Here is a 24,413-nt window from a genome sequence, read left to right as displayed (position 1 = left end):
CCCTTAGATAAGGGACTGTGCGGCACGCTTAACGTATGAGGTTGTGATCGTCTATCTTCTCGATAATCGATTCTTGATTTAATCTTGATCCTCTTGCTCTTGTACCTCTTCGCTGAAGTCGCAAGATGTACATTGATGTTTGATCCCTTGCTTGGTACGCTTCTCTACCAACAACTTGCCGCAATTCGGACAAGGCTTGGAGATCGGTTTATCCCACGATACGAAATCGCACTCTGGGTACCTTGTACAACCGTAGAATACACGGCCTTTCTTACTGCGGCGCTCTACGATTTGTCCTTCGTGACAAGTCGGACACTCAACACCTGTTTCCTTGACGATCGGCTTCGTATTACGGCAATCCGGGAAACCTGAGCACGCGAGGAACTTGCCGAAACGCCCCATCTTGTAGACGAAATGTCTGCCGCACTTCTCGCAAATCTCATCGGAGACTTCATCGACGATCTCGATCTCCTTCATCTCTTCTTCGGCGACCTCTAGACGCTTCTCGAATGATTTGTAGAACTCTGCCAGGACAGATACCCATTCGCCTTCACCGTCTTCGACATGGTCGAGGTCTTCTTCCATATGTGCCGTAAATTCAACGTCGAGGATTTCCGGGAAGAACTGCTCCATTTGCTCGATAATCAGTTCACCAAGTTCAGTCGGAACGAATTTCTTCTCCTCCACCGCGACGTAACCGCGTTTTTGGATCGTCTCTAGCGTTGGAGCATAAGTACTTGGTCTTCCGATGCCGAGTTCCTCCAGCGTCTTGACCAATCGTGCCTCCGTATATCGTGGCGGCGGCTGTGTAAAATGCTGCTTAGGCTCAATATCCTTTTTCGTTAATGAATCCCCCTGCGCAAGCGCTGGAAGCAGCTTATCTTCTCCGTCCGTTGAACCGTCATCGTTACCTTCCACATAGACCTGCATAAAGCCTTTGAAGCGCACCTTGGAACCCACTGCACGGAACGTTGTACGCCCTGCTGTAATGTCCACTGTCATCGTATCAAGAATGGCCGATGTCATTTGGCTTGCCACAAAACATTCCCAGATCAATTTATATAGACGATACTGATCGCGGCTCATAAACGATTTAATCTCATCAGGCTCACGAAGCGCAGATGTAGGTCGTATCGCTTCATGTGCATCCTGTGCATTGGCAGACGATTTCTTCGTATATTGCCTTGGTGTCTCCGGCGCGAAATCGCTTCCGTATTTATCCACGATCAGTGCTTTCGCTTCTTCTTGCGCAATAGTGGAAATCCGCGTGGAATCCGTACGCATATACGTAATCAGACCGACGGTGCCTTCTTTACCCAGATCGACACCCTCGTACAGCTGCTGAGCGACGGACATGGTCTTCGCTGCACGGAAGTTGAGCTTACGTGCGGCTTCCTGCTGCAATGAGCTTGTAATAAACGGTGGCGATGGATGACGTTGTCTCTCCCGCTCTTTCACTTCTGAGACCGTAAATTTCTGCTTTGCGATGGCAGCCAGAATTTTTTGCATTTCCGCTTCGTTGTGCAATTCATGCTTTACGCCGTCCAAGGAATGGAATTTGGCATCGAATTCATTCTTACCGATTGCAAGTCTCGCTTGAATCGTCCAATACTCCTCAGGTACGAATGCATCAATCTCATTTTCTCGATCAATGATAATCTTCACGGCAACGGATTGCACCCGACCAGCGGACAATCCTTTTTTGACTTTCTTCCATAATAAAGGACTAATCTTATAACCAACGAGTCGGTCTAGAATACGACGCGCTTGCTGTGCATTCACAAGATCCATATTGATCTGACGCGGTGTCTTAAAGGCATCCTTTACCGCTTGCTTCGTAATCTCGTTAAATACGACGCGGCAGCTCTCACCTTCCTCAAGTTCGAGCACATGGGCTAAATGCCATGCAATCGCTTCCCCTTCGCGATCCGGGTCAGCTGCGAGATAGACTTTTTTGACTTTTTTACGCGCGTCCTTCAGTTCTTTCAGTACAGAACCTTTACCACGAATGGTTATATATTTTGGATTGAAATCATTCTCGACTTCAACTCCGATTTGACTTTTCGGCAAATCCCGGACATGACCCATTGACGCTTTCACGATATACTTACTGCCTAGATATTTACCAATTGTTTTTGCTTTTGCAGGTGATTCCACAATGACTAGTGAATCCGCCATAGGCTCATCCTCCTCTCCATCTCATCCAAACTTTACATTATTTGTATTTCTGTTATGAATTCGCTATATACACAGAACCCGGAAGTTGGCTAATTACCTTTTTTATTAGTAAAGATAACAGAACTGAATGCAAATGTCCAAAATTACTTTCACTTTTTTCCAGAAGTGTATCAAATGCAATAGGCTCCGGTTCGATTAAACGATATATGGTTTCCTCCTCTGTTGTCAATGCCGGCATGGAATATGGTTCAAAAATTTCAATTGATCGCGCATTCGACTGTACCAATGGAAACTCTTCAATAATATCATTTGCCGTAACAACAAGCTTCGCTCCTTGACGCAATAGGTTCAGCGTGCCTTGACTCTTCGGTGATGTAATCGGGCCAGGAACAGCGAATACTTCCCTAGAAGCTTCTAGCGCGGCATCCGCTGTAATTAACGATCCGCTCTTTACACCAGCCTCGACGACGACCGTCCCTATGCTAAGGCCCGCAATAATTCGATTACGAAGCGGGAATAGTCCCGGGTGTGACTTTTTGCCTATCGGATACTCGGATACAATCAATCCATTCGCCGTAATCTCCTCATGGAGCGCACGATTCTCAGGTGGATAGATCGTATGAATGCTCGTTCCTAGCACAGCGATCGTATTGCCTTTCGCTTGCAGCGCACCCCGATGACAACAGCTATCGATTCCTCGCGCCAGTCCGCTAACGATTGTAAATCCTGCTTCGCACAAATCAACAGCTAACCAATCAGCCACTTTTTTCCCGTATGCCGTTGGCACGCGTGTCCCCACCATACCGATGGAAGGTTCCTTCAGCAGGGATTGATTACCCATCGTATACAGCACCCAAGGGGGCGCAGGCGTCTCGCGGAGTAGTTCAGGATATTCCGGGTCTAATATCGTAATAATACCGATCTGAGACTGATTATAGCGTTCTACAGCCTGTTCGATTCTCTCAAGTGTAACGTGTTCCTTCATATAAGTAGCTCGTTCTGTGGGAATCCCCATTGCAACGAGATCCACCTTATCTAAAGTAAACAATTCATGGAATGATTGCAAATTTTGATGTAAGATTTGAATCGTCCTTGAACCAATACCCTCTAACTGATGCAACCCAATTAATACGAGACGATCTTCTATCATTTGCCCAAACTCCTTTCTCATTGTGCATAAAATAGTACTCCTTTGCAAGTCCAAGCCCTGCGAACATAAAAAAAGCAACCCCTCCACACACCGCGAAGACGGATGTAGAAAGGTTGCTTACCTTACGTATGATAACACTTATGAAATTGCAGTCTTTATTTCGTTAGACATTTCTGAAGCATACCGCGCTCTTCTAGGACTGCCACTAGCGTTGAGCCCATCTCAGAAGGCGTTGGAGCAACGCGAATACCGCAAGATTCAAGCTTCGCAATTTTCTCAGCTGCCGTACCTTTACCGCCGGAGATGATTGCACCCGCATGACCCATACGTTTACCTTCTGGCGCTGTAGCACCGCCAATAAAACCTACGACTGGCTTCGTCATGTTCTCTTGAATCCATTCCGCGGCTTCCTCTTCAGCCGTTCCGCCGATCTCACCAATCATAATCACTGCATGCGTATCTGGATCTTCGTTGAACAATCGAAGAATGTCGATGAACTCCGAGCCTTTTACCGGGTCGCCGCCAATCCCTACAGCTGACGATTGACCGATGCCGCGTGTCGTCAATTGATGAACCGCTTCGTAAGTGAGTGTTCCACTGCGGGATACAACACCAACATGACCTTTGGTATGAATATATCCAGGCATAATACCGATTTTGCACTCATCCGGCGTAATCACGCCTGGGCAGTTCGGTCCGATTAGAATCGTCTTCTTACCTTCCATGTAACGCTTCACTTTGACCATATCCAGAACAGGAATTCCCTCTGTAATACAGATTACGAGTTCCAGCTCCGCATCTACCGCTTCCATGATCGCATCCGCAGCAAATGCTGGCGGAACGTAGATCACGCTTGCTGTCGCGCCAGTTGCAGCAACCGCTTCAACAACGGTATTGAACATTGGCAATGTCACAACAGTACCGTTCTCAAGTTCGAAATCGACGTTCATTCCGCCTTTGCCTGATGCAACGCCGCCTACCATTTGAGTACCGTATTCCAAGCCGCCTTTGGTATGGAACATCCCTGTTTTACCTGTCATGTTCTGTGTAATGACTTTTGTATTCTTATTGATCAAAATACTCATGGGTTATTCACATCCTCTTCTATATTAAACAGCTTCAACGAGCTTTACGATTTTCTGAGCGCCATCTGCCATCGAATCCGCAGATACAATATTCAAGCCGGATTCGTTCAGAATGCGTTTGCCGATCTCAACGTTCGTACCTTCAAGACGTACGACAAGCGGACGATCGAGGCCAATTTCTTTGGCAGCCGCAACGACGCCGTCAGCGATAACATCGCAACGCATGATGCCGCCGAAAATATTGACAAAAATCCCTTTCACGTTCTCATCGGAAAGGATGATTTTGAAGGCTTCAGTAACTTTCTCTTTGGTTGCACCGCCCCCTACATCAAGGAAGTTCGCAGGGTCGCCGCCATAATATTTGATGATGTCCATCGTCGCCATCGCAAGTCCGGCACCGTTAACCATACATCCGATGTTGCCATCTAATGCAATGTAACTGAGGTCGAATTTCGATGCTTCAATTTCCTTCTGGTCTTCTTCATCCAAATCGCGAAGCGCTTGAATGTCTTTGTGACGGTACAATGCATTCGAATCAAAGTTGAGCTTCGCATCGAGCGCCATCACTTGGCCATCGCCAGTCACAACAAGCGGATTGATCTCGGCAATCGAGCAATCCTTATCAACAAATGCGCTATATAGAGCCATCATGAACTGGGCTGCTTTATTCACAAGTTCTGTAGGAATGTTAATGGCATATGCCAATTTACGAGCTTGGAATGCTTGCAATCCAATCGCTGGATCGATGACCTCTTTAATAATTTTCTCTGGCGAATGAGCGGCAACTTCTTCAATCTCCATACCGCCTTCTTCGGATGCCATCATAACAACGCGACCCGTGCCGCGATCTACAACAACACCAACGTAATATTCTTTTTTAATATCGCAGCCCTGCTCGATCAGCAAGCGCTTAACTTCTTTACCTTCAGGACCTGTCTGATGCGTCACGAGAACTTTACCAAGAATTTGCTCAGCATATGTCCGCACTTCATCCAGATTTTTAGCTACTTTAACACCGCCCGCTTTACCGCGGCCACCAGCATGAATCTGTGCTTTTACCACGACTACAGGGGTACCTAATGACTCCGCCGCTTCAACTGCCTCATCTACAGAAAATGCAACCTTCCCTTGGGGAACGGCAACTCCATACTGTCTCAGGACTTCTTTTCCTTGATACTCATGGATATTCATTCTAGAATCCTCCTTAAACTTTTGCGAACTAAACTGAACCTTCACGGCCACTCTCGCTCTCACAATCTACGAAATGGCAGATTATACAAGCCGAATTCATTGTAACACTTTTTTAAAACGCTTACCTTAGTTTTCTATGAACAATATACATTTCTTTGATATAAGAATCATCACATTTTGAGATTGATTGGATATATTTGGAATATAATATACGCGAATTATGACATATCGTGTAACACCGTTGTGGAGAAATCGAACTCGATTGGAGATCAAATGCAAGAACTGGAATGAAAAAGCACCTTTTTCCACGAATTATACAAGGGATGATAACGACACTTTCGTACATTTGTGCTATTATTGCAGTATCATCCAACATACAACATCATCCGACACGAATCCATGACGAACTGATCATGAAGGAAGAAGTTGAACTATGCTCGAGAAAATTGCAACCCAACTAGGGACATACATATACGAACACAGTAAATACACTCCGATTTCACTGAAAAAAACGATCTTTCAACTGCATGTGTTCTTCACCAATGCATCCGTACTTATGACGGGAATCATCGTCTCGCTTGTCATGCATCATGTCGGATCTTTTTTGGTTTTTTACTTTGGGTTTATGATCCTTCGTATGCTGAGCGGCAGCCTCTGGCACCTGAGTGATAGTACGGCTTGTTATATCGTCTCTAGCGTACTATTGATCGTACTTCCGATGTTCAACTATGCCGAATATATGAATCAAATTTCATATCTTGCGATCATCATACTCGCTATTCTAGCACCCATTCTCAAAGGAAAGCCCACCCTACACAGCAAACTAATATTAAAAAGCATAGCATTGTTATGTGTACTCATGAATCTTTATTTTATCGAATCATCTACTCTTGCAATGGCCTTTTTAATACAATCTCTTACACTCATCCCACTAACTAAAAAAGGACTGAACAAGCTATGGCGGCAATAATATTGCCTTATGTTTTTTCCATGGTCGATTTTGCATCGATTTTCATTTTTATTACTTGTGTGTTTAATCTGAAGCTTCGGAACAAAAGCACGATGATCAAAATCCTTGCATCGACTGCGGTCCTTGCAATCGTCTCTCACTACATCATCCATATCGGCTATCAACGATTCTCCTTATGGATCCTGATACCATCTGTCGTTCTCATTATGCGGTTTGTGTTTAAACAAAATAAAACCTATTCAATCTGGATCAGTGTTACGGGATATATATTCGTTCTATCCGTACAATTGCTGATCATCTACGGGCTGCTCTTTACCAAAACAATTCAGCCGCAAGATGCAACGCCCTACACAACCAAAGCATACTTCATTCAACTGGCTACCTTTCTAGTCATTTGTCTCATCTCGTTCATCGTACATAAACTCGGGGATACCTTAACCTTTGATTTCAATAATCTTTTTGGGCAAAAAATCAATTTTAAATCCCCCGTGCGTTATATCGTTATATCTATCGCGATCTTATTGTTTATCGCATACACGTTCCCGAACTTCTATGGCGAAGACATTAATATGAATTTTTATATTAGCATCACAACTTCTCTACTTTGTTTCTTCATCTTAATTGTGATGTCGCTGCAGCGTAACAAAGAAGAAAACGAAAGAAAGTCTTACAGACCATAGGAACAACTCTTCTCTCGATATAGCATGCCTATGGGAAGGAGGTGATTGAATGAAAAAAACATCATTTTTCGCATCTCTGACTATGCTGGTACTTGCTGCTTTTGCTCCTATTGTTGATTTTGTATCCACGAGTTGTATTGGGCCATTGTATGACTTTGAATCACCTGAAGAGTAGCATAAGAATATACAAAAAAAACGAACCTTAATGACGATTCAGGTTCGTTTTTTTGTATTCACAACGGAAGGTTTCCTACGAATGCGCACGAGTACGAGCAAATTGATCATGAACGTCAAGACATACAGGTTCCATAGACTTGGGATGGAAGCTAGACCAAGATAAAGCGAATAAGGAAAGATCCAAAGAATTGAAATGATTAACAAGACCCGTCGCTTGGATAGCCAAAATAAAATCCCTGATAGTGCTGGCAGCAGTAACATCGTGACACAAATCCACTTCGTTGGGACAGTGACTTTACCGCCATATGGATTCAGAAACATGAATACTAACGTTAATAAAATGATAAGCACGAAAGATCCGATTCCAAAATACGTTACTCTTGGATTGTCCATTGGGCCAGTCACCTCTCAGATCCTCACGAATGTTCGAGAAGTAATGATATAGGCATTATTGTAACATATGGCTAAAGACGATTGCCAATTAATTGCACTACATCCTTTTTGTAACGATCACATCAATAACATGATGGGATTGACATGATTTGCCTATTTTGATTAAATAAGTAGAGTCAAAGATAAGTGTAATATCCGAACATGGAAATGAGGAAGCACCTTTTTCCGCGAATTTAGCGTGGAAAGGGTGTTTTTGTGTTATGTACGGAAAAATAAACAGCGCTTGTGTCTACGGCGTGGATGGAAGAATTATTCATGTTGAGGTTGATATTAGCAACGGGATTCCCCACATGGCGATTGTAGGTTTACCCGATTCAGCGATAAGAGAGTCAATCGATCGTGTGAGAGCAGCCATTAAAAATTGTGGATTCACCTTCCCACTTGCCCGCATTACGGTCAATCTCGCACCAGCCGACCTGCGCAAAGAAGGCTCTGCCTTTGATCTTGCGATTGCGCTAGGTATTCTGTCAACGAGCGAGCAGGTACGAATCGATAAGCTGGATCAATTCTTGATTATCGGTGAGTTGTCGCTTAACGGCGAAGTCAGACCTATCCACGGTGTACTTCCAATGATTGAGCATGCCAAACGGCGTGGTATTCGCCGTGTCATGATCGCGGCCGATAATGCCCTCGAAGCCGCAATGATTAAGGATATGGATATTTACGCCATTCATCATCTAAGAGAGTTCTATCAAGAGCCCCAATGCGTAGTCCCCCTAGATCTTACCAAGCTTCAATTTGATTCTACTGCTCAGCCCACTCCTGCACTCGAATCCTTTTCGAATGCAGCCATTGCGGAAGATTACGCAGATGTCATCGGCCATCATCAGATTAAACGTGCGCTTATCATCGCGGCAGCGGGGATGCATAACATTCTATTAGTAGGTCCACCGGGTACGGGTAAAACCATGCTCATTCGCAGACTCCCCACCATTCTCCCTCCGCTGCTGGAGAACGAAGCACTCGAAGTAACGAAAATCTATAGTGTAGCTGGTAAATTGAACGATGTACACGGCGGACTTCTTCGGAAACGGCCTTTCCGTGCTCCCCACCATACCATCTCTGCTGGTGGTCTCATAGGAGGGGGATCAATACCCAAACCTGGTGAAGTCAGTCTCTCACATAAAGGTGTCCTCTTCCTTGACGAATTACCAGAGTTCACGCGAAATGTACTCGAGGTGCTTCGACAACCATTGGAAGAACGAGCCGTTACGATTAGTCGTACCAGAGCTGTCTATAAGTATCCATCGCATTTCCTTCTCGCGGCTTCCATGAACCCTTGTCCATGCGGTTACTGGGGAGCCGAGACGACTAGACAACGCTGTACCTGCAGTTTGAACAAAATCGCTGCATATCGATCACGGATCTCTGGACCTTTATTGGATCGCATCGATCTACAGGTAGAGGTGCCACGTGTGCTCAATCACCGTCAGGACGAGAATCCGATGTCTTCCGCTCAGATGCTCGAACGGGTTCTTGCTGCGCAAGCGATTCAACTACATCGTTATCAGAATCTACCGATTGCGTGGAATAGTGAGTTAAGCGGATCTTATTTCCGAAAATATACAAAGCCTACACGAGAGGCGGATCAACTACTAGAGCATACCTATGAGACATTAGGTCTTAGTCTACGAGCCAATGATCGAATCTTGAAGCTTGCTCGAACCATTGCTGACCTAGATTGCAAGGATCAAATCGATGTCGCCCATATTGCTGAGGCGATTCAATATCGCAATCTGGACCGGAATATTGAGACGATTATCTAAATGCTTCAGTCAAAGGATTCACAGGAAACACAATCCATACCGATAATATATAAGTAATGTGATTTGCGAGGAGGCTATCAACGATGAACATTTCCACCTTATCAACCGTGATGAAACAGAACAGTCTGTCCCAGGCTGTTGGCCTCAGGCTGCTCAAGATGTCGAATGACCAAGCGACGCAGAACGGGCAAAACATCGTCAAAATGATGGAACAAAGTGTACAGCCGAATTTAGGCGGTAATCTGGATCTGAAGATATAGATCCGGAACTATAAGAGTCACGAATTCTCTTATAGCAGCAATAAAGGCAGCACAACATGGTCATATCCCCGTCAAGTAGACAGCTAAAAAAGCCATAAATTAAGCGGCGATCGCTTTCCTGTATTCAACAGGGGAGAGGTCGCCTAATTTTTTCTGAAACCGCTCATGGTTGTAATAAGCAATATATTCAGTGATCAAACGTTCAGCTTCAGAGGCACCGTTTGGCTTCACCAAATGAAGCTTTTCTGCCTTTAGATGCGAGAAGAACGACTCAACGCACGCATTATCAAAGCAGTTCCCACGTCTAGAATGGCTGCCAACAAGCTTCCGATCTGCAAGGAGCTTTGCATACGTCTTTGTCGTGTATTGAAACCCTTGATCAGAGTGCAGGATCGCTTTTGGTGTATTCAGTTGTTTTACGGTGTCCAGAACAAGTTCTAGGTCATTTCGTTCTCCCAACCTCCAAGTCAAAATCTCATTGTTGTAGAGGTCTAAAACAACTGAAAGATAGAGGAAGCCATGTCCAACGCGAACATAGGTTATGTCGGTTACTAGTTTGAGCTTAGCTGCGGCTGAAGTGAATTCCCGGTTTAATACATTCTGGAACAACACAGAAGGCTTTCTGCCTGCGAAAGGCCGTTTCTTACGTATGACAGACTGGATTCCTAATTCTCGCATGAGTCGTCGCACCTTCTTGTGGTTAACATATAGCCCTTCCTTTCGTAGTGCTGTGCGCATGCGAAAATAACCGTAGTAAGGCCGAATACGGTGAATCGCTAGAATATCTTTAATTACCGTATTCTCATCCATACGTGTTTTCCGGGACTCGTAAGTGGCTAACCATTTATAGTAGCCAGAACGGGAAACCTCAGCAATCTTACACAGTAATTTAATAGGAAAATCAGTTTTCATTTCTCGAATGGACTCGAACCGGACTTGCTTATCCAACTTTCCTCCCCATGTAGATTTGGATTGAGCTTTTTTAGATATTCCACCTGTGCTTTCAAATAACTAATCTCTTCTTCAACTGATCTGAAGCGCTTCTTACTCCATCTCCCTCGAAGATCCTTAAACGTTTCCCCACGCTCAGATTTCTTTACCCAATTCTGAATTTGACTCTTACTCTTGATACTCAGCTTATTCATAATCATGGAATAACTCCAGTGTTCCTCAAGACGTAGTCTAACAGCCTCCTGCTTAGTTGTTTCGTCATAACTATTGAATGTCTGTCCCTTTTTCGCCATGAAAAAATCCCCTCCGGTCAACAGTGTTGAATTCATCATAACATGAACTCTTTTTTTTACTGTCTACCGTAAGGGGATAATACCAACATGTGCTGCCTTTTCTCATTCCTTCTGAATCTATTGTCCGCTTGCCCTCATCGTACTCTCGTTCATTTTCGCAAGAGAGGAGTCACCGATCAGTCCGATCCGCCAGATCGCTATCCCCTTAAGATCATATCGTTTGGCAAGACCAATTTTACTGGAAATCGACTGTTCATTCTCGCTCCCCATCGAAATGCCGAGCAGCAGCTTGTCCTTCGAAGTCTCCTGCATCGCGAGTTTAATCGCGTCATCAACACGTTTTAAAGGTTCCGGCCCCTTCTCCCCTTCATAGGCATACGCCATAATGATCAGTTCATCTGCCACCTTCCCGAGTGCCTTGTAATCATAACCTTGATAAGAGCTGTTCAGAGGATGCAGCGCCAAACTTAACTGAAGTCCTGCAGGTCCTGTCTGCTCTGCAAGTTGCTTCACAAATTTGGTATAGCTCTGCTTTGCTTGCTCGCGATCACCTGTCAATCCTAACCCTTCAAAATCCAGTGTAATCCCACCAAACCCTTTGTCCCGGGCTAGCGCTACGATGTCCGTAATGGCCTTCTCGCGAAGCTGATCATCTTCAATCATCTTCGTAAGTTCTCCGCCGCGATCCCCTGCGAACACCATCAGACTAGGCTTCACGCCTCCTGATGCTGCATCTGTAACAATCGATTCAGGACTGACATCTCCGGAAGCTTTGGGCCAATAGAAATCTTTACCGGACGTCGTCACCGTACCATCTTCTTGAATGCGTGCCCAACCGAAGGCAACCCCATCAAACTCATTCACATAAGAACGTTCTGCAAAAGATGAGATCGCGTAGAATCCCAATCGATATATCGCTTGCTGCGGAGAAGTAATTAAGACCTGTCTAGTCCCTGCATCCCAAGCGACCCCTGCTCCAAATTGTTTGCTGAAGAAGCTAAGCGGTACCAGAACCGAACCTTTCATCTGAATAGGCGCGATAGGAATATTTACGGCTTCCCCATTGACGACGGCTTGTTTCTTATTCAAGGTTAGAATGACCGTTGTCGCTTCCCCCACGCCTCGGCTCTTCGCCGTAATCGTCTGCGCCTTCGGATTCCATTCGACGGAAATATTCAGCGCTTCTGCGATGCTTCGAAACGGCACCATCGTACTACCCTGAATCACGGTAGGTGCAGCGGAGAATGGCAGATCATAGCCATCCAATAGAATACGTGTCTCCGCGGAAGCCGCATGAATCTGCGTCGTAGGTAAACCTACGAATAACATTGATAGACTTAGAGATAATAGAATGGCATGACGAATAGACTTGCGCTTGAACATTTGTAATCTCCCCTCTCCCAGATTATTTTACATTATTTTACTTATGATTGAAACTCTGCTACGTATAGGCGTGAACCGCACCTTCTAGAAAGTATATTCGCCTTTCTATTTCTGAATAATGCGGTGATGAAGCATGAAAATTGATTCACATTCCCTAACGATAAAGAGTCATCTCGTACAGTTCTCACATGATCTGCGGCGGGATGACTCTTCTTGTTCATATCACATCATTGCGCAGCCCTTGTGTGCTGCAAAAACCATGCATATAACGCGGGGTTCCGATAGGTCTCTGTCCATGAATCGTGGTCTACACCCGGATAAATCGTAAACTGTACGGAAGATCCCATGGATTGGAGCGCCTGAACGACCAATTTGGATTCCTGAATAGGCACGACGCTGTCTTGATCGCCATGGAACGTCCAGATCGGCAATGACTTCAAGGATTCAGGGTTACGTCCGGGTATGAGTCCGCCACAGACAGGAGCAGCTGCCGCGAACGTATCAGGATAATTCAATGCGAGATCCCAAGTGCCATACCCACCCATGCTATAACCTGTCAAATAGATTCGGTCTCGATCCACGGGATATTGCTCAACAATTTCGCCTAGCAAAGCCATCAGTCCATCATTCTCCAGCGGCCAGAATGAACCTGCCGGACATTGAGGACAGACGACAATAAACGGAAGCTCTTCACCGGCTTCCAGGTTGTTCGGTATCCCGTATTTCTTGACTAATTCGATGTCCGCCCCCCGCTGGTTGATGCCATGCAGGAAGTAAATCAAAGGCCATTTCTTCCCTGCATCAGGATCAAAGTCCGCTGGCGTATAGACGACATATTGCAGGTCTACAGTCTTAACGATTTCCTTATGAAGTGCAGCCACGGCTTGCTTCATCTTAATTCCCTTCTCTCTTCAAGTTTCAGTTAGAACGCTGCTTGCCAATGCTTTAATTCCGGATCTTGATTCCCATGAAAGTGAATGGTAATGACATCGAACCGTACGGCATTCGCAGACATTCGCTGTTGGTAGAGAAATACCTCTGCCGTCCCACGCACCTGCCTCTGCTTCCGTGCATCAATCGATTCAATCGCCATACCATATCGCGACGGGTTCGAACGACTGCGTACCTCGACGAACACAATGACCTCTTGATCTCGAAAAATAAGGTCAATCTCCCCACTGCGACAGCGCCAATTCCGAGCGATAAACATGTATCCTCGTGTTCGAAGATACTGTTCTGCTAGTTTCTCCGCTTCCGTACCTAATGCTCTACGATTCATGACTCCTGCCTACGATCTGCTTGCTGATCGGTGCGATAGACGAAGCTGAGTATCTCTGCAACGAGTTGATACAGCTCCGCTGGAATTTGCTGATCAACATCAATCTTCGATAACACCTCTACGAGGGAGGGGTCTTCTTGAATCGCGACACCACTTTCTTTTGCTTTATCTAGAATCGCTTGGGCCAAATGGCCGCGCCCTTTGGCAACTACCTTCGGTGCCTCTGCGAGGCCTGGTTCATACTTCAACGCAACAGCTTTCTTGAAGTGGACACTTTCGGGTACAGATTCCTGCTTCGGATTCACCCGGTTCATACGAGAAGATCCACTCCTTTATAGTCAGGTGGCGTATAGGCCGAAGCCGGTTGCTCACCGAGTGCAGCTGAAGATTTCGAATGGTCCTGCTTCACTGGAACAGGAGCCGTCTGCAACGAAATGAGTTGATAACCGATCTCTGCGAGTACAGCTTCAATTTCTGGACGTCGTTCTTGAACCATCGGTGCGAGCCATTCTTGATCATTCAGCAGCTTCAGTGACACGATCCGATCGACTACACTTACATCTGCAATCGTTCGTCCTAAGGCACGTAAATTTAGATCGAACCAGAGATGACAATTGCCTGCATCCAGTTCACCCCGTTTTCCTTTACGTGTCTGGATATGGACGGTCGCTGTTTCTTCGCCTTCCGCATTTTTAAGGGGGATAAATAGACTCACATGCGCAAAAGGAGCGCTCCGATCATTCGATAACATTAATTGCTGACCTGTAATTTGGTTCACGAGCTGCTGCGCCGTGTCTTTGAGCACAGGCGGCACATCGTCGGATTGTATCAGTTGTAAAAGTACCTGTTTCAGTGTGTCAGGCGAGGCCTGGGCTGGCGCCGTACCCGTAGCATGGGGTAACGGCATCCCCTGCAATGGAAGCTCCATCGACGGTTTCACCCATCTGGCAATCTCTTGGGCAGCCTGCGTACCTGAGCCTATATTAGGGTTATGCATTAATGCAGCGGGTTCAGACCCTTTTGCTGCTGTTCCTTGGGATAGGTTGGACACCTCTAACGTCTTCCAAGCGGTCTGCTCATGTTCAACGCCAAGCAGCTTCAACACACGGCCAATCCATGGTTCTTGGATTGCCTTGTGCGGCTGTCCTTCTCCCTCGGTAGACACCGGTGTCGAAGTCACCTGTGCTGGATTCGCATCCGTATTCAAGGCAGCACCACCCTGTTGTGCTGGTGCTGACGAGGTCTGCAAGGGCTGCGTCGATGCTGCAGACGCAGCCGCTTGCGGTGTTGCTAGCGGCGCGGATGTCTGCTGCGCCGCTACATTCACGGGCCGCGCAGCCCCCGGTTCAGCCGGGGCTGCCTGGCCTTGCACCGCCGCAGCAGCTGAGCTCGCTGCGGCACCACTTGGTGCGCCCTGCGAAGCTGGCGCACCAAGCCCTTGCGCTGCTGCGCTCGGGGCATTCGCCCCTGGCGCAGCTTGCGCCGGCGCCGGCGCGGCGGCTGTGCCGGCCGCGCTAGGCGCTGCCGCGGGCTGCGCAGCCGCGGCCAGCTCTTGCAGCACCGCTGCTGCCTGCGTTAGCAGCAGCGGTGCTGCGCCCGCGCGCGCGCCGCCGAGCGAAGCCGGCGCGGGCGCGGCTGTAGGGGCCCCGCCTGCCGCAGGCGGCGGGGCTTCCCCTGCGCCGCGCGATGCCTGCGGCGCGGCGGGCTGCTGCTCCAGCGCGTCCGCGAGCTGGAGCTGGAGCGTGGCAAGCAGCTGCGTGAGCGGCTTGCCGAACAGCACTTGATGCAGCGCCTTCACCGTCTCTTGCGTGAGCGGCAGACCACGCTTGAATGCCAGCGCCGAAGCCTGCATCCAATCTTCCTGCGAGACGCCTTGCGGCACCTGCGCCATCACAGCACGCATCTGCTCTGCCGTCTCCTTCGTTATGGGCACACCATTCTGCTGCATCAGCTGGATTAACTCGCGCGCCCACTTCTGATCCGGTAATCCAACGGATTTCAGCACATCCCCAAGCGATTGCTCAGCGATCGGTACACCTGGAGAAGATTGCAACGGCTTCAAGACGACCAGCCCTTGCTCGGTCTCTGGCTGAACTTGCAGCATCGTTGACTGTCCCGGAGCAAGGGGTGTCTCCAATTTGGCCTTCACCTGCGTACCATTAATATTCAGAACCGCTTCTTGTCCATCCTCCGACACCTCAGTGACAACGCCGCGGACGACTTGACCCGGTTTAAGTTCTAATTGCTTCGCATCGCCCGACTTGACATCACCGAGGAGACCGCGAACCATTTGTCCGATATTCATATTTCTATCCCCCCTCGTCACTTCCTGAAGCGACGGCATTCGAGAGTTATCTCTCCTCTATTTATCGGTCTGATTGCATCCAATCATGACTTAGAACAAGACAGGCTGCTCTAACTCCGCCAAAATATTACGTATGAACGATTTCCGATGCATCGGAGTTGGTCCGAGCGCTGCAATTTTTTCCCGATGAAGCTTCGTCCCGTATCCTTTATGAATCGCAATGCCGTATTCCGGGTACATCGCATCCCATTCATCGACGCATAGACGATCGCGTGTAACTTTCGCCAAGATGGATGCCGCGGCAATCGATTGGCTACGTGCATCCCCTTTGACAAGAGCGAGCTGCGGAAGGTTACAATCTACCTTCTCCGCATCGACCAACAAAAAATCAGGCTCAACCGATAACTGTTCTACCGCTTGCTTCATCGCCAGCCTTGCCGCTTGTTTGATATTGATGCGATCTACCGTCTCAGCATCGACTCTCACGATGGCATAGGCCACAGCTTGCTCGATAATAACGTCATAGAGCGCATTGCGTTTCTTCTCGGTTAGCTTCTTCGAATCATTGATCCCTTCAATTTCGATACCTTCCTCCAAGATCACCGCCGCCGCCACGACATCGCCGAACATACAGCCGCGCCCTACTTCATCAATCCCTGCAATTCGTTTATAGTTCTGCGCGCCATATTCGCGCTCGAATGCTAGCATATCTACGATTTCTTCCATCTCTAGAACACCTCTTAACTCTATCAACCTATTTCTTTACGTGCTATGTATTCATCCACGTCTCTCTATTCTAACATAGAAAGAGCGCCTCAAGAAGATGACCCGAACCCTACCACGTCGGCCGTCACTTCCTAAGGCGCTTCTATGCACAAGATTAACTAATTTCATTCACGATCAGCTCGTCCAAATGCAGCTTCACGACCCGCCACATGTCATCCGGGTTATGGCGCTTCGCATTCGTGACACTATGAATGACGAGCCCGTCCACCAAGGCGTGCAAACGCCGCGTCTCCAGCTCCGCATCGACGTCTTCCTTCGTCAGCTTCATCTGGATCAATCCCTGAACAATACGGCGGAACCCATTGTAGAGCGCCATATGGACCTCCTGACTGAGCTCGCGGAAGGTAGGATCCACCAACGACCTGCCGATAAAAGATACCCATACCTCCGATTCCGCGAGCCGCTCCTCATCTAGCGGCATCATTTCTCCGATGACGAGTTCGATATCGTGCCGTAGCTCACCGTTCAACGGCAATTTCGCAATACGCCGGTTGACGCGATCGGAGACCATCCGCATCGAAAAAGCAAGCAGCTCGGACTGTGTCACGAAATAATGCCGCAGCGAGCCTAGGGACATCCCCGCTTCTTCCGCGACACTTCGCACAGTGACTCCTTCCAACCCTTCTCGGCGTATGACACGCCAAGCTGCTTCCGCAAGTTGTTCCCGTCGTTCTTCATGGTTCACAATTTTAGGCATGCCCCCATTGTATCACTATTGTTTTTTTAATACAATCGTGCTAAAATAACCTCGAACTAAATAATACAGTTGTACTAAAAAGAAAACATTCGCGTTGCTGCCTTCATGCAACACGATGCAAAGGAGATCAACAATGATTACAGCATTCATTATTGGATGTGAAATTGGATTCTGGGTATTCGTTCTCGCAGGCCTGTTCTGCCGATACATCTTGAAGCGCAAAAAGCTAGGGGCAGGACTGCTGCTCATGACACCCGTCGTCGATCTTGCGCTGCTCATCGCCACGCTGCTGGATTTGCGCTCAGGCGCAGTCGCCACCATGGCACACGGCATCGCTGCAATCTACATCGGCGCATCGATCGCCTACGGCCATCGAATGATTCGCTGGGCCGATGAACGGTTCGCACACCGGTTCGCGAACGGTCCCGCACCCGCGAAGAAACCTAAGCACGGCGCGGCTCATGCCCGTCACGAGCGCATCGGCTGGCTGCTGCATCTTCTCGCTTGGCTGATCGGGTGCGGCATTCTGTATGGGATCATCCTTCTTGTAGACGATCCTGCTCGTACGGAATCGTTATTCAATGTCGTTCGCGGATGGTCGATCGTCTTGGGTATCGATTTCCTGATCAGCTTCAGCTATACCTTGTTCCCGCGGGGCTCCAAAGAAACGATGTAAATAACTAAATCATATCTGCAAACACAAAAAAACCGTGCCCTTTTGTGAATCCCTATCTTTTAGGGAGTACTTTCACAAAAAGCACGGTTTTATGGTTTAATCTATATCGTCTTACAGCATGAACGATAATGGAACTTCAAGCGAGAATCTTCCCATCTTCCCTGCGCGTAACTCGCGTAGAATCACACCCGATGCTTTCTCAAGATCCACGCGCCCACCGCTCATAATACAACCACGTTTACGTCCGATCTCTTCCATCACCTGGACGATTTCGTCTGGAACATCCAAGTCTTCCGGTTTTTTCGTAAGTTCGAATCGCTCTTGGAGCGTATCCCAATAATACTGTGTCATGTATTTGATCGCGAAGAAGGCAACGTCTTCAATATTAATGACCTGCTCTTTGATCGCGCCGGTCACAGCTAATCGGTAACCGACATCCTGATCTTCGAACTTCGGCCATAGAATACCTGGTGTATCCAGCAGTTCCATTTCCGTTCCGATTTTGATCCACTGCTGCCCCTTCGTCACGCCTGGGCGATCTCCCGTTGCTGCTATGTTACGGCCTGCTAGTCGATTAATTAATGTCGATTTTCCCACATTCGGTATGCCGACGATCAATCCACGAATCGCACGCGGTTTCATACCCCGATTGAGTTGTTTCTGAATTTTATCTTGAAACAGCACCTTCGCTTGCGCAGGAATATCCTGTACACGTGTCCCGTTCGACGCATCGATCGGGAAGGCAGTAATGCCTTCATTTTTGAAATATGTTACCCATTTCTCTGTCACCGCCGGGTCCGCCAAATCCGCCTTATTCAGCACGATCATCCTTGGCTTCCCTTGCAAAATCTCATCAATCATCGGATTGCGGCTTGACAGCGGCAGACGTGCATCGAGCAGTTCAATCACTACATCGATCAGCTTCAGCTTTTCCTGGATTTCACGACGCGCTCGCGTCATATGTCCAGGGAACCATTGAATCGTCACCGTCTCTCACCTACCCTTACTATGTTCAAGTCTAGTGATTCACGATTGTAATGTCTTTGAACGGCCAGAATACGACTTCTGCACGTCCAACGACCTCTTTTAAGTCAATATATCCGATCATTCGGCTGTCCGTACTGTTACGGCGATTATCACCCATCGCAAAGATATGACCCTCAGGAACTTTCTCCTCCGTTACTTCCGCATTCGGGAAATCGCGCAGATTGTTATATTGTTCCCCTTTGGCATGATACTCATCCAAGACGCCTTGAATGTACGGCTCGTTAATTTTTTTGCCGTTGACATAGACTTCGTCGCCTTGCACCTTCACCGTATCACCTGCGACAGCAATGACGCGTTTAATGTAATCACGCTTTTCCTGCGGTACATGGAATACAACGACTTCACCTGGCTTTGGCGCACGGAAATCGTATAAGAACTTATTCACAATGACTCGCTCACCCGTATGAAAATTCGGCTGCATCGATGGCCCGTCTACCATGAAGGGAGCAAATACGAACCAACGTATGACTACGACTAAGACGACAGCAATAGCAATGGCCTTTGCCCATTCAACTGCTTCATTTTTCAGTTTGCTTGTGCCAGGCTGTTCTTGTGGTTCATTTGGTTCTGTCTCATGAGAATCCGTTTGATTCGTCATCGCTTTCCCTCCTTATAGTACATTCCCTATTTCAAAGCGTATTCATACCGCTATACATGCGAAAGGAGCTTGTTGTAACAAGCCCCTTGGTCTTACATTAACGAATCTCTTTAATTCTCGCTGCTTTACCGCGTAGGTTACGAAGATAATAAAGCTTCGCACGACGCACTTTACCACGGCGAGCCACTTCGATTTTATCGATTTTTGGGGAATGAAGCGGGAAAGTTCTTTCCACACCTACACCGTAAGAAATTTTACGAACTGTAAAAGTCTCACTGATTCCGCCTCCACGACGTTTAATCACAACACCTTCGAAAAGCTGGATACGCTCACGGGATCCCTCGATAACTTTAACGTGTACTTTTAAAGTGTCTCCAGGACGAAAGCTTGGCAAGTCTTTACGAAGTTGTTCTTGAGTAATCGCTTGTACGATATTCATCTATGACTCCCTCCTTCCACTCAGGTGTTCATACGTCTCAGGGAGCTGTTGCTCCGCCTCATCGTCCGTAGAGGACCACCGAATTAACACAAATGATATAATATCATATTTTACAACCGAACACAAGTCATTTCTTTGATGCTGTCTTAGTCCAATTCGATCTCCTCTACCATCCCCATGTCACTGTGATCCGACCGTTCTAATCTGTCGTGAATGGATTGCAGCAGCTTGACGATCTCTGCGAGTCCGATAAATGCAAGCCCGATGATTGCGCCATATGCCCACCATTTGATTAATACCATGACCGCTGCAAGAGCGAATCCGTTATGTCCGCTTGCTACCGCGAGGAAAAACCCCATAAGCAAAGACACGCCAATAACGACGAATCCGAATATCTGCAAAATACGGCTCACTATATTCTGTCGCAATTTGCCCCCGCCTCTCCTTACTTGATCCAATGATTCTAGTATAGTGCGGCAGCCGAAGAAAAGATAGGCGCCCGCTTCCTCTAATGCTATAATTAGCCAATAATCTACTTCGATCGACTGTCCAGCAAAGGTAGGATGACTATGCAAAATAAACTTCGCCCTTCCATGCGAAGAGGCATCTTGAGATTCGACCGTGTGTCGTTAAAATTATCCATCATTATCCTCGTCTGCATGATGGTCATCTCCTCGTTCACAGCCATTATTATCTATTATCAGACGAAAGAAATTATTATTCAGGATGTCCAGAACTCCCTCACAGCAGAGAGCAGCTCTATTGCGGAGAAAGTCAATGCGTTATTCGAGAAATTTGGCGCGACTGTTGAACAGATGACGGCCGATCCTTCAACGATTCGGCTGCTGAAAACGACGAACTCCCACCTGGAAGTCGTTCACAATCCAGATTATCGCGATGTCATGACTTCCTTAAATGCAACCGCTGCGATGGATGACCGATTATCGTTAGTGTGGATCGCAAGTGAGAAAGGCAACTTTTTCGTCGGGAATGGGGGCCGAATATCCAGACCTACCTTCGAGATTACCTCGCGCGGGTGGTATGCCAAAACATCGGTGACCGATGACACGACATACAGCCAACCTTATTTGGATGCATTTACAGGGAAATGGGTGGTAAGTGTCGCCCATCGTATTCAAGACCAAGGCCATACCATTGGTTATGTCGCGGTCGACATCCTCCTCGATACGTTCCCGGAGATTATGAAACCCTACCATAAAGGAAGTATTGGGTATCATTTTATGGTCGACGCCAATGGCGAAATCATCTATTATCCTGGTTTCACCTATACCCTGGATCGTAAGTTTCCCGATGCAAGTCCTGGCCTGCAATCCATCCTCACAAAGATGAAGGCGCAGCAGGCTGGTGCAGATTGTATAGAGACGATGCGGCAAGAAGAGTTCATTAGCTATGCGCCCGTGCCGCTGACGAAGTGGTCTGTTGCGGTGAGCACACCAACGGAAATATCTTTACAGGATTTGAATGACTATTCACGGACCTTATTTTTCTATTTCACATTATGCATCCTTGTTACGGTTATCGTTACCTATCTGCTGCTCGCTTATTATTTGCAGAGATTTCCTTTTCTCACAAACCTTACACAGAAATTTATTACAGGCGAAGCGATTATTAATCAGAATGATTATGCCATTATTGTCGTCGACCCTCATTTCCAGATTACCTATTTCAGCAAGACGGCCGAGAAAATGCTGGGTTATTCGTCCAAGGAAGTCGTCAATAAAGCAAATATTATGCTGCTGCAAGATCCCGACACGATTGCACAGCAAGCCGCAAGACTCTCTGCCGAGCTCGGGAGGAGCATTCCACCTGATACAAGCGTTTTTCAAGCGATATTCGATGAGAATCAACTGAATTCCTATGATGCTGAAGCTTTATACGTACATAAGAATGGCACACGTATTCCGATCTCCGTGAATGTCAATAAAATGCTGGATCATAACGGGAACATTATCGGATACATTCGGATCTGCCGCGACATCTCTGAACAGAAGCGAGATCAAGCCGAGTTAATAGACGCGAAAAAAGCGGCGGAAGCAGCGAATCATGCCAAAAGTGCATTCCTCGCGATGATGAGCCATGAGCTTCGAACGCCCCTGAATGGGATCATCGGGCTTACACAATTGGTTCAAAAGACGGGCATGACATCTATACAGCAAGATTATTTGCGCAAAATATTATCTTCTTCACAGACCTTGCTTCGCATCATTAACGAGATACTGGATTTCTCTAAGATTGAAGCAGGGAAAATCGAAGTCGAAGAAACTAAAATCAATCTATATGACTTATTCGATAAACTCTCGGAGACAAGCAGTATGCTCCAAGCCAAAAAGAACCTGGTGCTCCTCATGGATCTACCGCGTGATTGGCCGACTTATGTTCTAGGTGATCCCTTACGGCTCGAGCAAGTCCTCCTGAACCTGATCAGCAACGCAGTTAAATTTACGAATCATGGGATGGTATGTATTCGTGCCGAGAATACAAAGCGTACGGCAGAATCCATCGAGATCAAATTCTCGATTATCGATACGGGGATTGGCATCTCCGAGGCACAACAGCGCAGCCTATTCGAACCTTTCTCCCAAGCTGACAACTCTACCAGCCGTAAATATGGTGGAACGGGGCTCGGGCTTGTCATTTCCAAGAAACTCGTAGAGATCATGCATGGGAACTTAGAACTGCAGAGCGAGTTCAGGGTAGGCAGTACCTTCTCTTTTACCATACCACTTCGACTGGTCCAAGATTACGATGATACGCTTCTCCCCTCTATCAACAAGATTATGGCGAGGAAAGTACTGTTCGTGTCCGATCAATCGGAGCTAAGCGATCATATGAGATCCATGCTGGAGTCGTTGGGACATACCGTTTATACCTGTTCCTCTTGGAAAGAAGCAACGAAATGGATGTCGACCTTGGGGAATCAAGCTGACATCGTTATTCTTGATATGGATGCAGCAGATATGTACGGCGAAGAGACGTGGGTACGGATGCAGAAGCTCACACGTTGTCTTGGCGTACTCTCGGTGCTCATGACAACAACGCCAGGAAGAGAAGCTGTCTTCTCCCTGCCGGATCAGATGCGTCCCGATGCAGTTCTATTGAAGCCAGTCCATATTGTGAAGCTTCATCACATTCTCAGCAGCATCGTGGATCACAGCAGATATGACAGCAATGACGTCGCTTCCCACCAAGAGATCGCTGCCGCAACCCATCGACCTTATCGAATACTTCTGGCAGAAGATCATGAGATTAACCAGCAAATTGCGGTCGAATTGTTAGAAAGCCGTGGATATTCCGTTGGAGTCGCAGAAAATGGGCGTCAGGTGTTGCTGTTGCTAGAACCATTGGAGTGGGATCTCATCCTCATGGACATCCATATGCCGGAGATGGACGGACTGGAAGCAACGAAGCGGATCCGTAGTAACCCCGTTTATCAGCAATTGCCGATCATCGCCATGTCCGCGAACGTTTTTCAGAAGGATCGTGAGCAGTATTTTGCGGCAGGAATGAATGATATGATCCAGAAGCCAATTGATGTCAGACAGATGTTCTTAACGTTGGACAAATGGCTTGGAGGAAGTTCGATGAACGGAGCAATAGAGAGGAAGAATGAGGATGTCTTACTCGAACGTGATCATCCATTTCAAATCCTTGAGGATCATGGCATCCATGTGGAACAAGCGATTCATCGATTAAATGGCAAAGTGCATATTCTTAGCCGGATGTTAACGACGTTCCATGATGAATACAAATTCTTCATTGCGCGTTTCATGGATATGATCGAACATGAAGACCTTGATACGACGAAGCGGATGATTCATACATTGAAGGGCACTGCGGGGAATCTATCAGCACAGCAACTATACGAAGCTGCGAATCAGGTCGAACTATGGCTTAAGGAAGGCAGAGCCACGGATAACCCTGGATTTGAACTTATCCTGCGAGAACTATCTGATCAATTAACACGTATATTGCATGCGATAGATCAATATATAACACGAACAACACTGTAGATGATACAGTGTTGTTCG

The 24,413-nt window shown here is 47.2% G+C and carries 24 protein-coding genes; 7 read left to right on the top strand and 17 right to left on the bottom strand.

Annotation, left to right across the window (positions count from 1 at the left end):
• Nucleotides 1-78: 78 nt before the first annotated feature.
• The 4 genes from topA to sucC all read right to left on the bottom strand — a co-directional run bounded on the left by topA (nucleotide 79) and on the right by sucC (nucleotide 5,604).
• Nucleotides 79-2,178 (bottom strand): type I DNA topoisomerase, encoded by a 2,100-nt coding sequence (gene topA / locus GCU39_RS04810; RefSeq protein WP_152392461.1) that lies wholly within the window; start codon nucleotides 2,176-2,178, stop codon nucleotides 79-81.
• A gap of 52 nt (nucleotides 2,179-2,230) precedes the next feature.
• Nucleotides 2,231-3,328, bottom strand: a complete 1,098-nt coding sequence (gene dprA / locus GCU39_RS04805; protein WP_152392460.1) for a DNA-processing protein DprA — start codon at nucleotides 3,326-3,328, stop codon at nucleotides 2,231-2,233.
• Nucleotides 3,329-3,483: 155 nt separating this feature from the next.
• On the bottom strand, nucleotides 3,484-4,413 hold the full coding sequence (gene sucD, locus GCU39_RS04800) for a succinate--CoA ligase subunit alpha (protein ID WP_152392459.1): 930 nt from the start codon (nucleotides 4,411-4,413) through the stop codon (nucleotides 3,484-3,486).
• A gap of 24 nt (nucleotides 4,414-4,437) precedes the next feature.
• Nucleotides 4,438-5,604, bottom strand: a complete 1,167-nt coding sequence (gene sucC / locus GCU39_RS04795; RefSeq protein ID WP_152392458.1) for an ADP-forming succinate--CoA ligase subunit beta — start codon at nucleotides 5,602-5,604, stop codon at nucleotides 4,438-4,440.
• 433 nt (nucleotides 5,605-6,037) lie between these two features.
• Between sucC and GCU39_RS32445 the strand changes: the two genes are divergently transcribed.
• Genes GCU39_RS32445 through GCU39_RS32210 form a run of 3 tightly spaced genes read left to right on the top strand, consistent with a single transcriptional unit; the run spans nucleotide 6,038 to nucleotide 7,429 of the window.
• Nucleotides 6,038-6,574, top strand: coding sequence for an accessory gene regulator B family protein (locus GCU39_RS32445; protein WP_152392457.1), 537 nt, complete (start codon nucleotides 6,038-6,040; stop codon nucleotides 6,572-6,574).
• A 20-nt stretch (nucleotides 6,575-6,594) separates the two neighbouring features.
• The gene (locus GCU39_RS04785; RefSeq protein ID WP_152392456.1) at nucleotides 6,595-7,254 is read left to right on the top strand and encodes a hypothetical protein; all 660 of its coding nucleotides are present in this window, start codon (nucleotides 6,595-6,597) and stop codon (nucleotides 7,252-7,254) included.
• A 49-nt stretch (nucleotides 7,255-7,303) separates the two neighbouring features.
• Nucleotides 7,304-7,429 (top strand): hypothetical protein, encoded by a 126-nt coding sequence (locus tag GCU39_RS32210; RefSeq protein WP_265333458.1) that lies wholly within the window; start codon nucleotides 7,304-7,306, stop codon nucleotides 7,427-7,429.
• Nucleotides 7,430-7,467: 38 nt separating this feature from the next.
• Here the strand turns inward: GCU39_RS32210 and GCU39_RS04780 are convergent, their stop codons facing one another.
• Complete coding sequence (locus GCU39_RS04780) at nucleotides 7,468-7,824, bottom strand: hypothetical protein (protein WP_152392455.1); 357 nt, start codon at nucleotides 7,822-7,824, stop codon at nucleotides 7,468-7,470.
• 260 nt (nucleotides 7,825-8,084) lie between these two features.
• On the opposite strand from GCU39_RS04780, the gene GCU39_RS04775 reads away from it, so the two are divergent.
• Both GCU39_RS04775 and GCU39_RS04770 read left to right on the top strand, forming a co-directional pair.
• Complete coding sequence (locus tag GCU39_RS04775) at nucleotides 8,085-9,650, top strand: YifB family Mg chelatase-like AAA ATPase (protein ID WP_152392454.1); 1,566 nt, start codon at nucleotides 8,085-8,087, stop codon at nucleotides 9,648-9,650.
• Between the two features lie 83 nt (nucleotides 9,651-9,733).
• On the top strand, nucleotides 9,734-9,910 hold the full coding sequence (locus GCU39_RS04770) for a YjfB family protein (protein WP_152392453.1): 177 nt from the start codon (nucleotides 9,734-9,736) through the stop codon (nucleotides 9,908-9,910).
• Between the two features lie 99 nt (nucleotides 9,911-10,009).
• Here the strand turns inward: GCU39_RS04770 and GCU39_RS04765 are convergent.
• From GCU39_RS04765 to GCU39_RS04730, 8 genes are all read right to left on the bottom strand, one after another.
• A protein-coding gene (locus tag GCU39_RS04765) for an IS3 family transposase (protein WP_152397090.1) occupies nucleotides 10,010-11,154 on the bottom strand; the annotation gives its coding sequence in 2 pieces (ribosomal slippage) (nucleotides 10,010-10,896 and nucleotides 10,896-11,154; 1,146 coding nt in all).
• Between the two features lie 117 nt (nucleotides 11,155-11,271).
• Complete coding sequence (locus GCU39_RS04760) at nucleotides 11,272-12,537, bottom strand: stalk domain-containing protein (RefSeq protein WP_152392452.1); 1,266 nt, start codon at nucleotides 12,535-12,537, stop codon at nucleotides 11,272-11,274.
• Nucleotides 12,538-12,764: 227 nt separating this feature from the next.
• Nucleotides 12,765-13,430 carry a carboxylesterase family protein gene (locus GCU39_RS04755; RefSeq protein WP_152392451.1) on the bottom strand — a complete coding sequence of 222 codons (666 nt, stop codon included), beginning with the start codon at nucleotides 13,428-13,430 and terminating at the stop codon, nucleotides 12,765-12,767.
• A 29-nt stretch (nucleotides 13,431-13,459) separates the two neighbouring features.
• Nucleotides 13,460-13,816, bottom strand: a complete 357-nt coding sequence (locus GCU39_RS04750; protein WP_152392450.1) for a YraN family protein — start codon at nucleotides 13,814-13,816, stop codon at nucleotides 13,460-13,462.
• A complete protein-coding gene (locus GCU39_RS04745; RefSeq protein WP_152392449.1) occupies nucleotides 13,813-14,130 on the bottom strand; it encodes an EscU/YscU/HrcU family type III secretion system export apparatus switch protein in 318 nt (105 codons plus the stop codon). The genes GCU39_RS04750 and GCU39_RS04745 overlap by 4 nt, the downstream gene beginning before the upstream one ends.
• Nucleotides 14,127-16,121: a DNA ligase gene (locus tag GCU39_RS04740; RefSeq protein WP_152392448.1), complete on the bottom strand. Its 1,995-nt coding sequence runs from the start codon at nucleotides 16,119-16,121 to the stop codon at nucleotides 14,127-14,129. The genes GCU39_RS04745 and GCU39_RS04740 overlap by 4 nt, the downstream gene beginning before the upstream one ends.
• A 90-nt stretch (nucleotides 16,122-16,211) precedes the next feature.
• Nucleotides 16,212-16,847, bottom strand: a complete 636-nt coding sequence (locus tag GCU39_RS04735) for a ribonuclease HII (RefSeq protein WP_152392447.1) — start codon at nucleotides 16,845-16,847, stop codon at nucleotides 16,212-16,214.
• 154 nt (nucleotides 16,848-17,001) lie between these two features.
• On the bottom strand, nucleotides 17,002-17,604 hold the full coding sequence (locus GCU39_RS04730; protein WP_152392446.1) for a TetR/AcrR family transcriptional regulator: 603 nt from the start codon (nucleotides 17,602-17,604) through the stop codon (nucleotides 17,002-17,004).
• Between the two features lie 133 nt (nucleotides 17,605-17,737).
• Here GCU39_RS04730 and GCU39_RS04725 point away from each other — a divergent pair, with 133 nt between their 5' ends.
• Entirely contained in the window at nucleotides 17,738-18,280 is a 543-nt protein-coding gene (locus GCU39_RS04725; protein ID WP_152392445.1) for a hypothetical protein, read from the top strand.
• A 111-nt stretch (nucleotides 18,281-18,391) separates the two neighbouring features.
• Here the strand turns inward: GCU39_RS04725 and ylqF are convergent, their stop codons facing one another.
• The 4 genes from ylqF to GCU39_RS04705 all read right to left on the bottom strand — a co-directional run bounded on the left by ylqF (nucleotide 18,392) and on the right by GCU39_RS04705 (nucleotide 20,777).
• Nucleotides 18,392-19,267: a ribosome biogenesis GTPase YlqF gene (gene ylqF / locus GCU39_RS04720; protein ID WP_152392444.1), complete on the bottom strand. Its 876-nt coding sequence runs from the start codon at nucleotides 19,265-19,267 to the stop codon at nucleotides 18,392-18,394.
• 31 nt (nucleotides 19,268-19,298) lie between these two features.
• Nucleotides 19,299-19,925 carry a signal peptidase I gene (lepB, locus tag GCU39_RS04715; protein WP_152392443.1) on the bottom strand — a complete coding sequence of 209 codons (627 nt, stop codon included), beginning with the start codon at nucleotides 19,923-19,925 and terminating at the stop codon, nucleotides 19,299-19,301.
• Nucleotides 19,926-20,022: 97 nt separating this feature from the next.
• Entirely contained in the window at nucleotides 20,023-20,364 is a 342-nt protein-coding gene (gene rplS, locus GCU39_RS04710; protein WP_152392442.1) for a 50S ribosomal protein L19, read from the bottom strand.
• Nucleotides 20,365-20,510: 146 nt separating this feature from the next.
• The gene (locus GCU39_RS04705; RefSeq protein WP_193726769.1) at nucleotides 20,511-20,777 is read right to left on the bottom strand and encodes a hypothetical protein; all 267 of its coding nucleotides are present in this window, start codon (nucleotides 20,775-20,777) and stop codon (nucleotides 20,511-20,513) included.
• Nucleotides 20,778-20,957: 180 nt separating this feature from the next.
• On the opposite strand from GCU39_RS04705, the gene GCU39_RS04700 reads away from it, so the two are divergent.
• Nucleotides 20,958-24,395 (top strand): response regulator, encoded by a 3,438-nt coding sequence (locus GCU39_RS04700; RefSeq protein ID WP_193726768.1) that lies wholly within the window; start codon nucleotides 20,958-20,960, stop codon nucleotides 24,393-24,395.
• The last annotated feature ends 18 nt before the right edge of the window (nucleotides 24,396-24,413 follow it).

This window comes from Paenibacillus guangzhouensis (assembly GCF_009363075.1).
GTDB classification, from domain to species: Bacteria; Bacillota; Bacilli; order Paenibacillales; family Paenibacillaceae; genus Paenibacillus_K; species Paenibacillus_K guangzhouensis.
The sequence above is the reverse complement of the archived record's forward strand: the minus strand, read 5'-3'. Positions and strand labels throughout refer to the sequence as shown.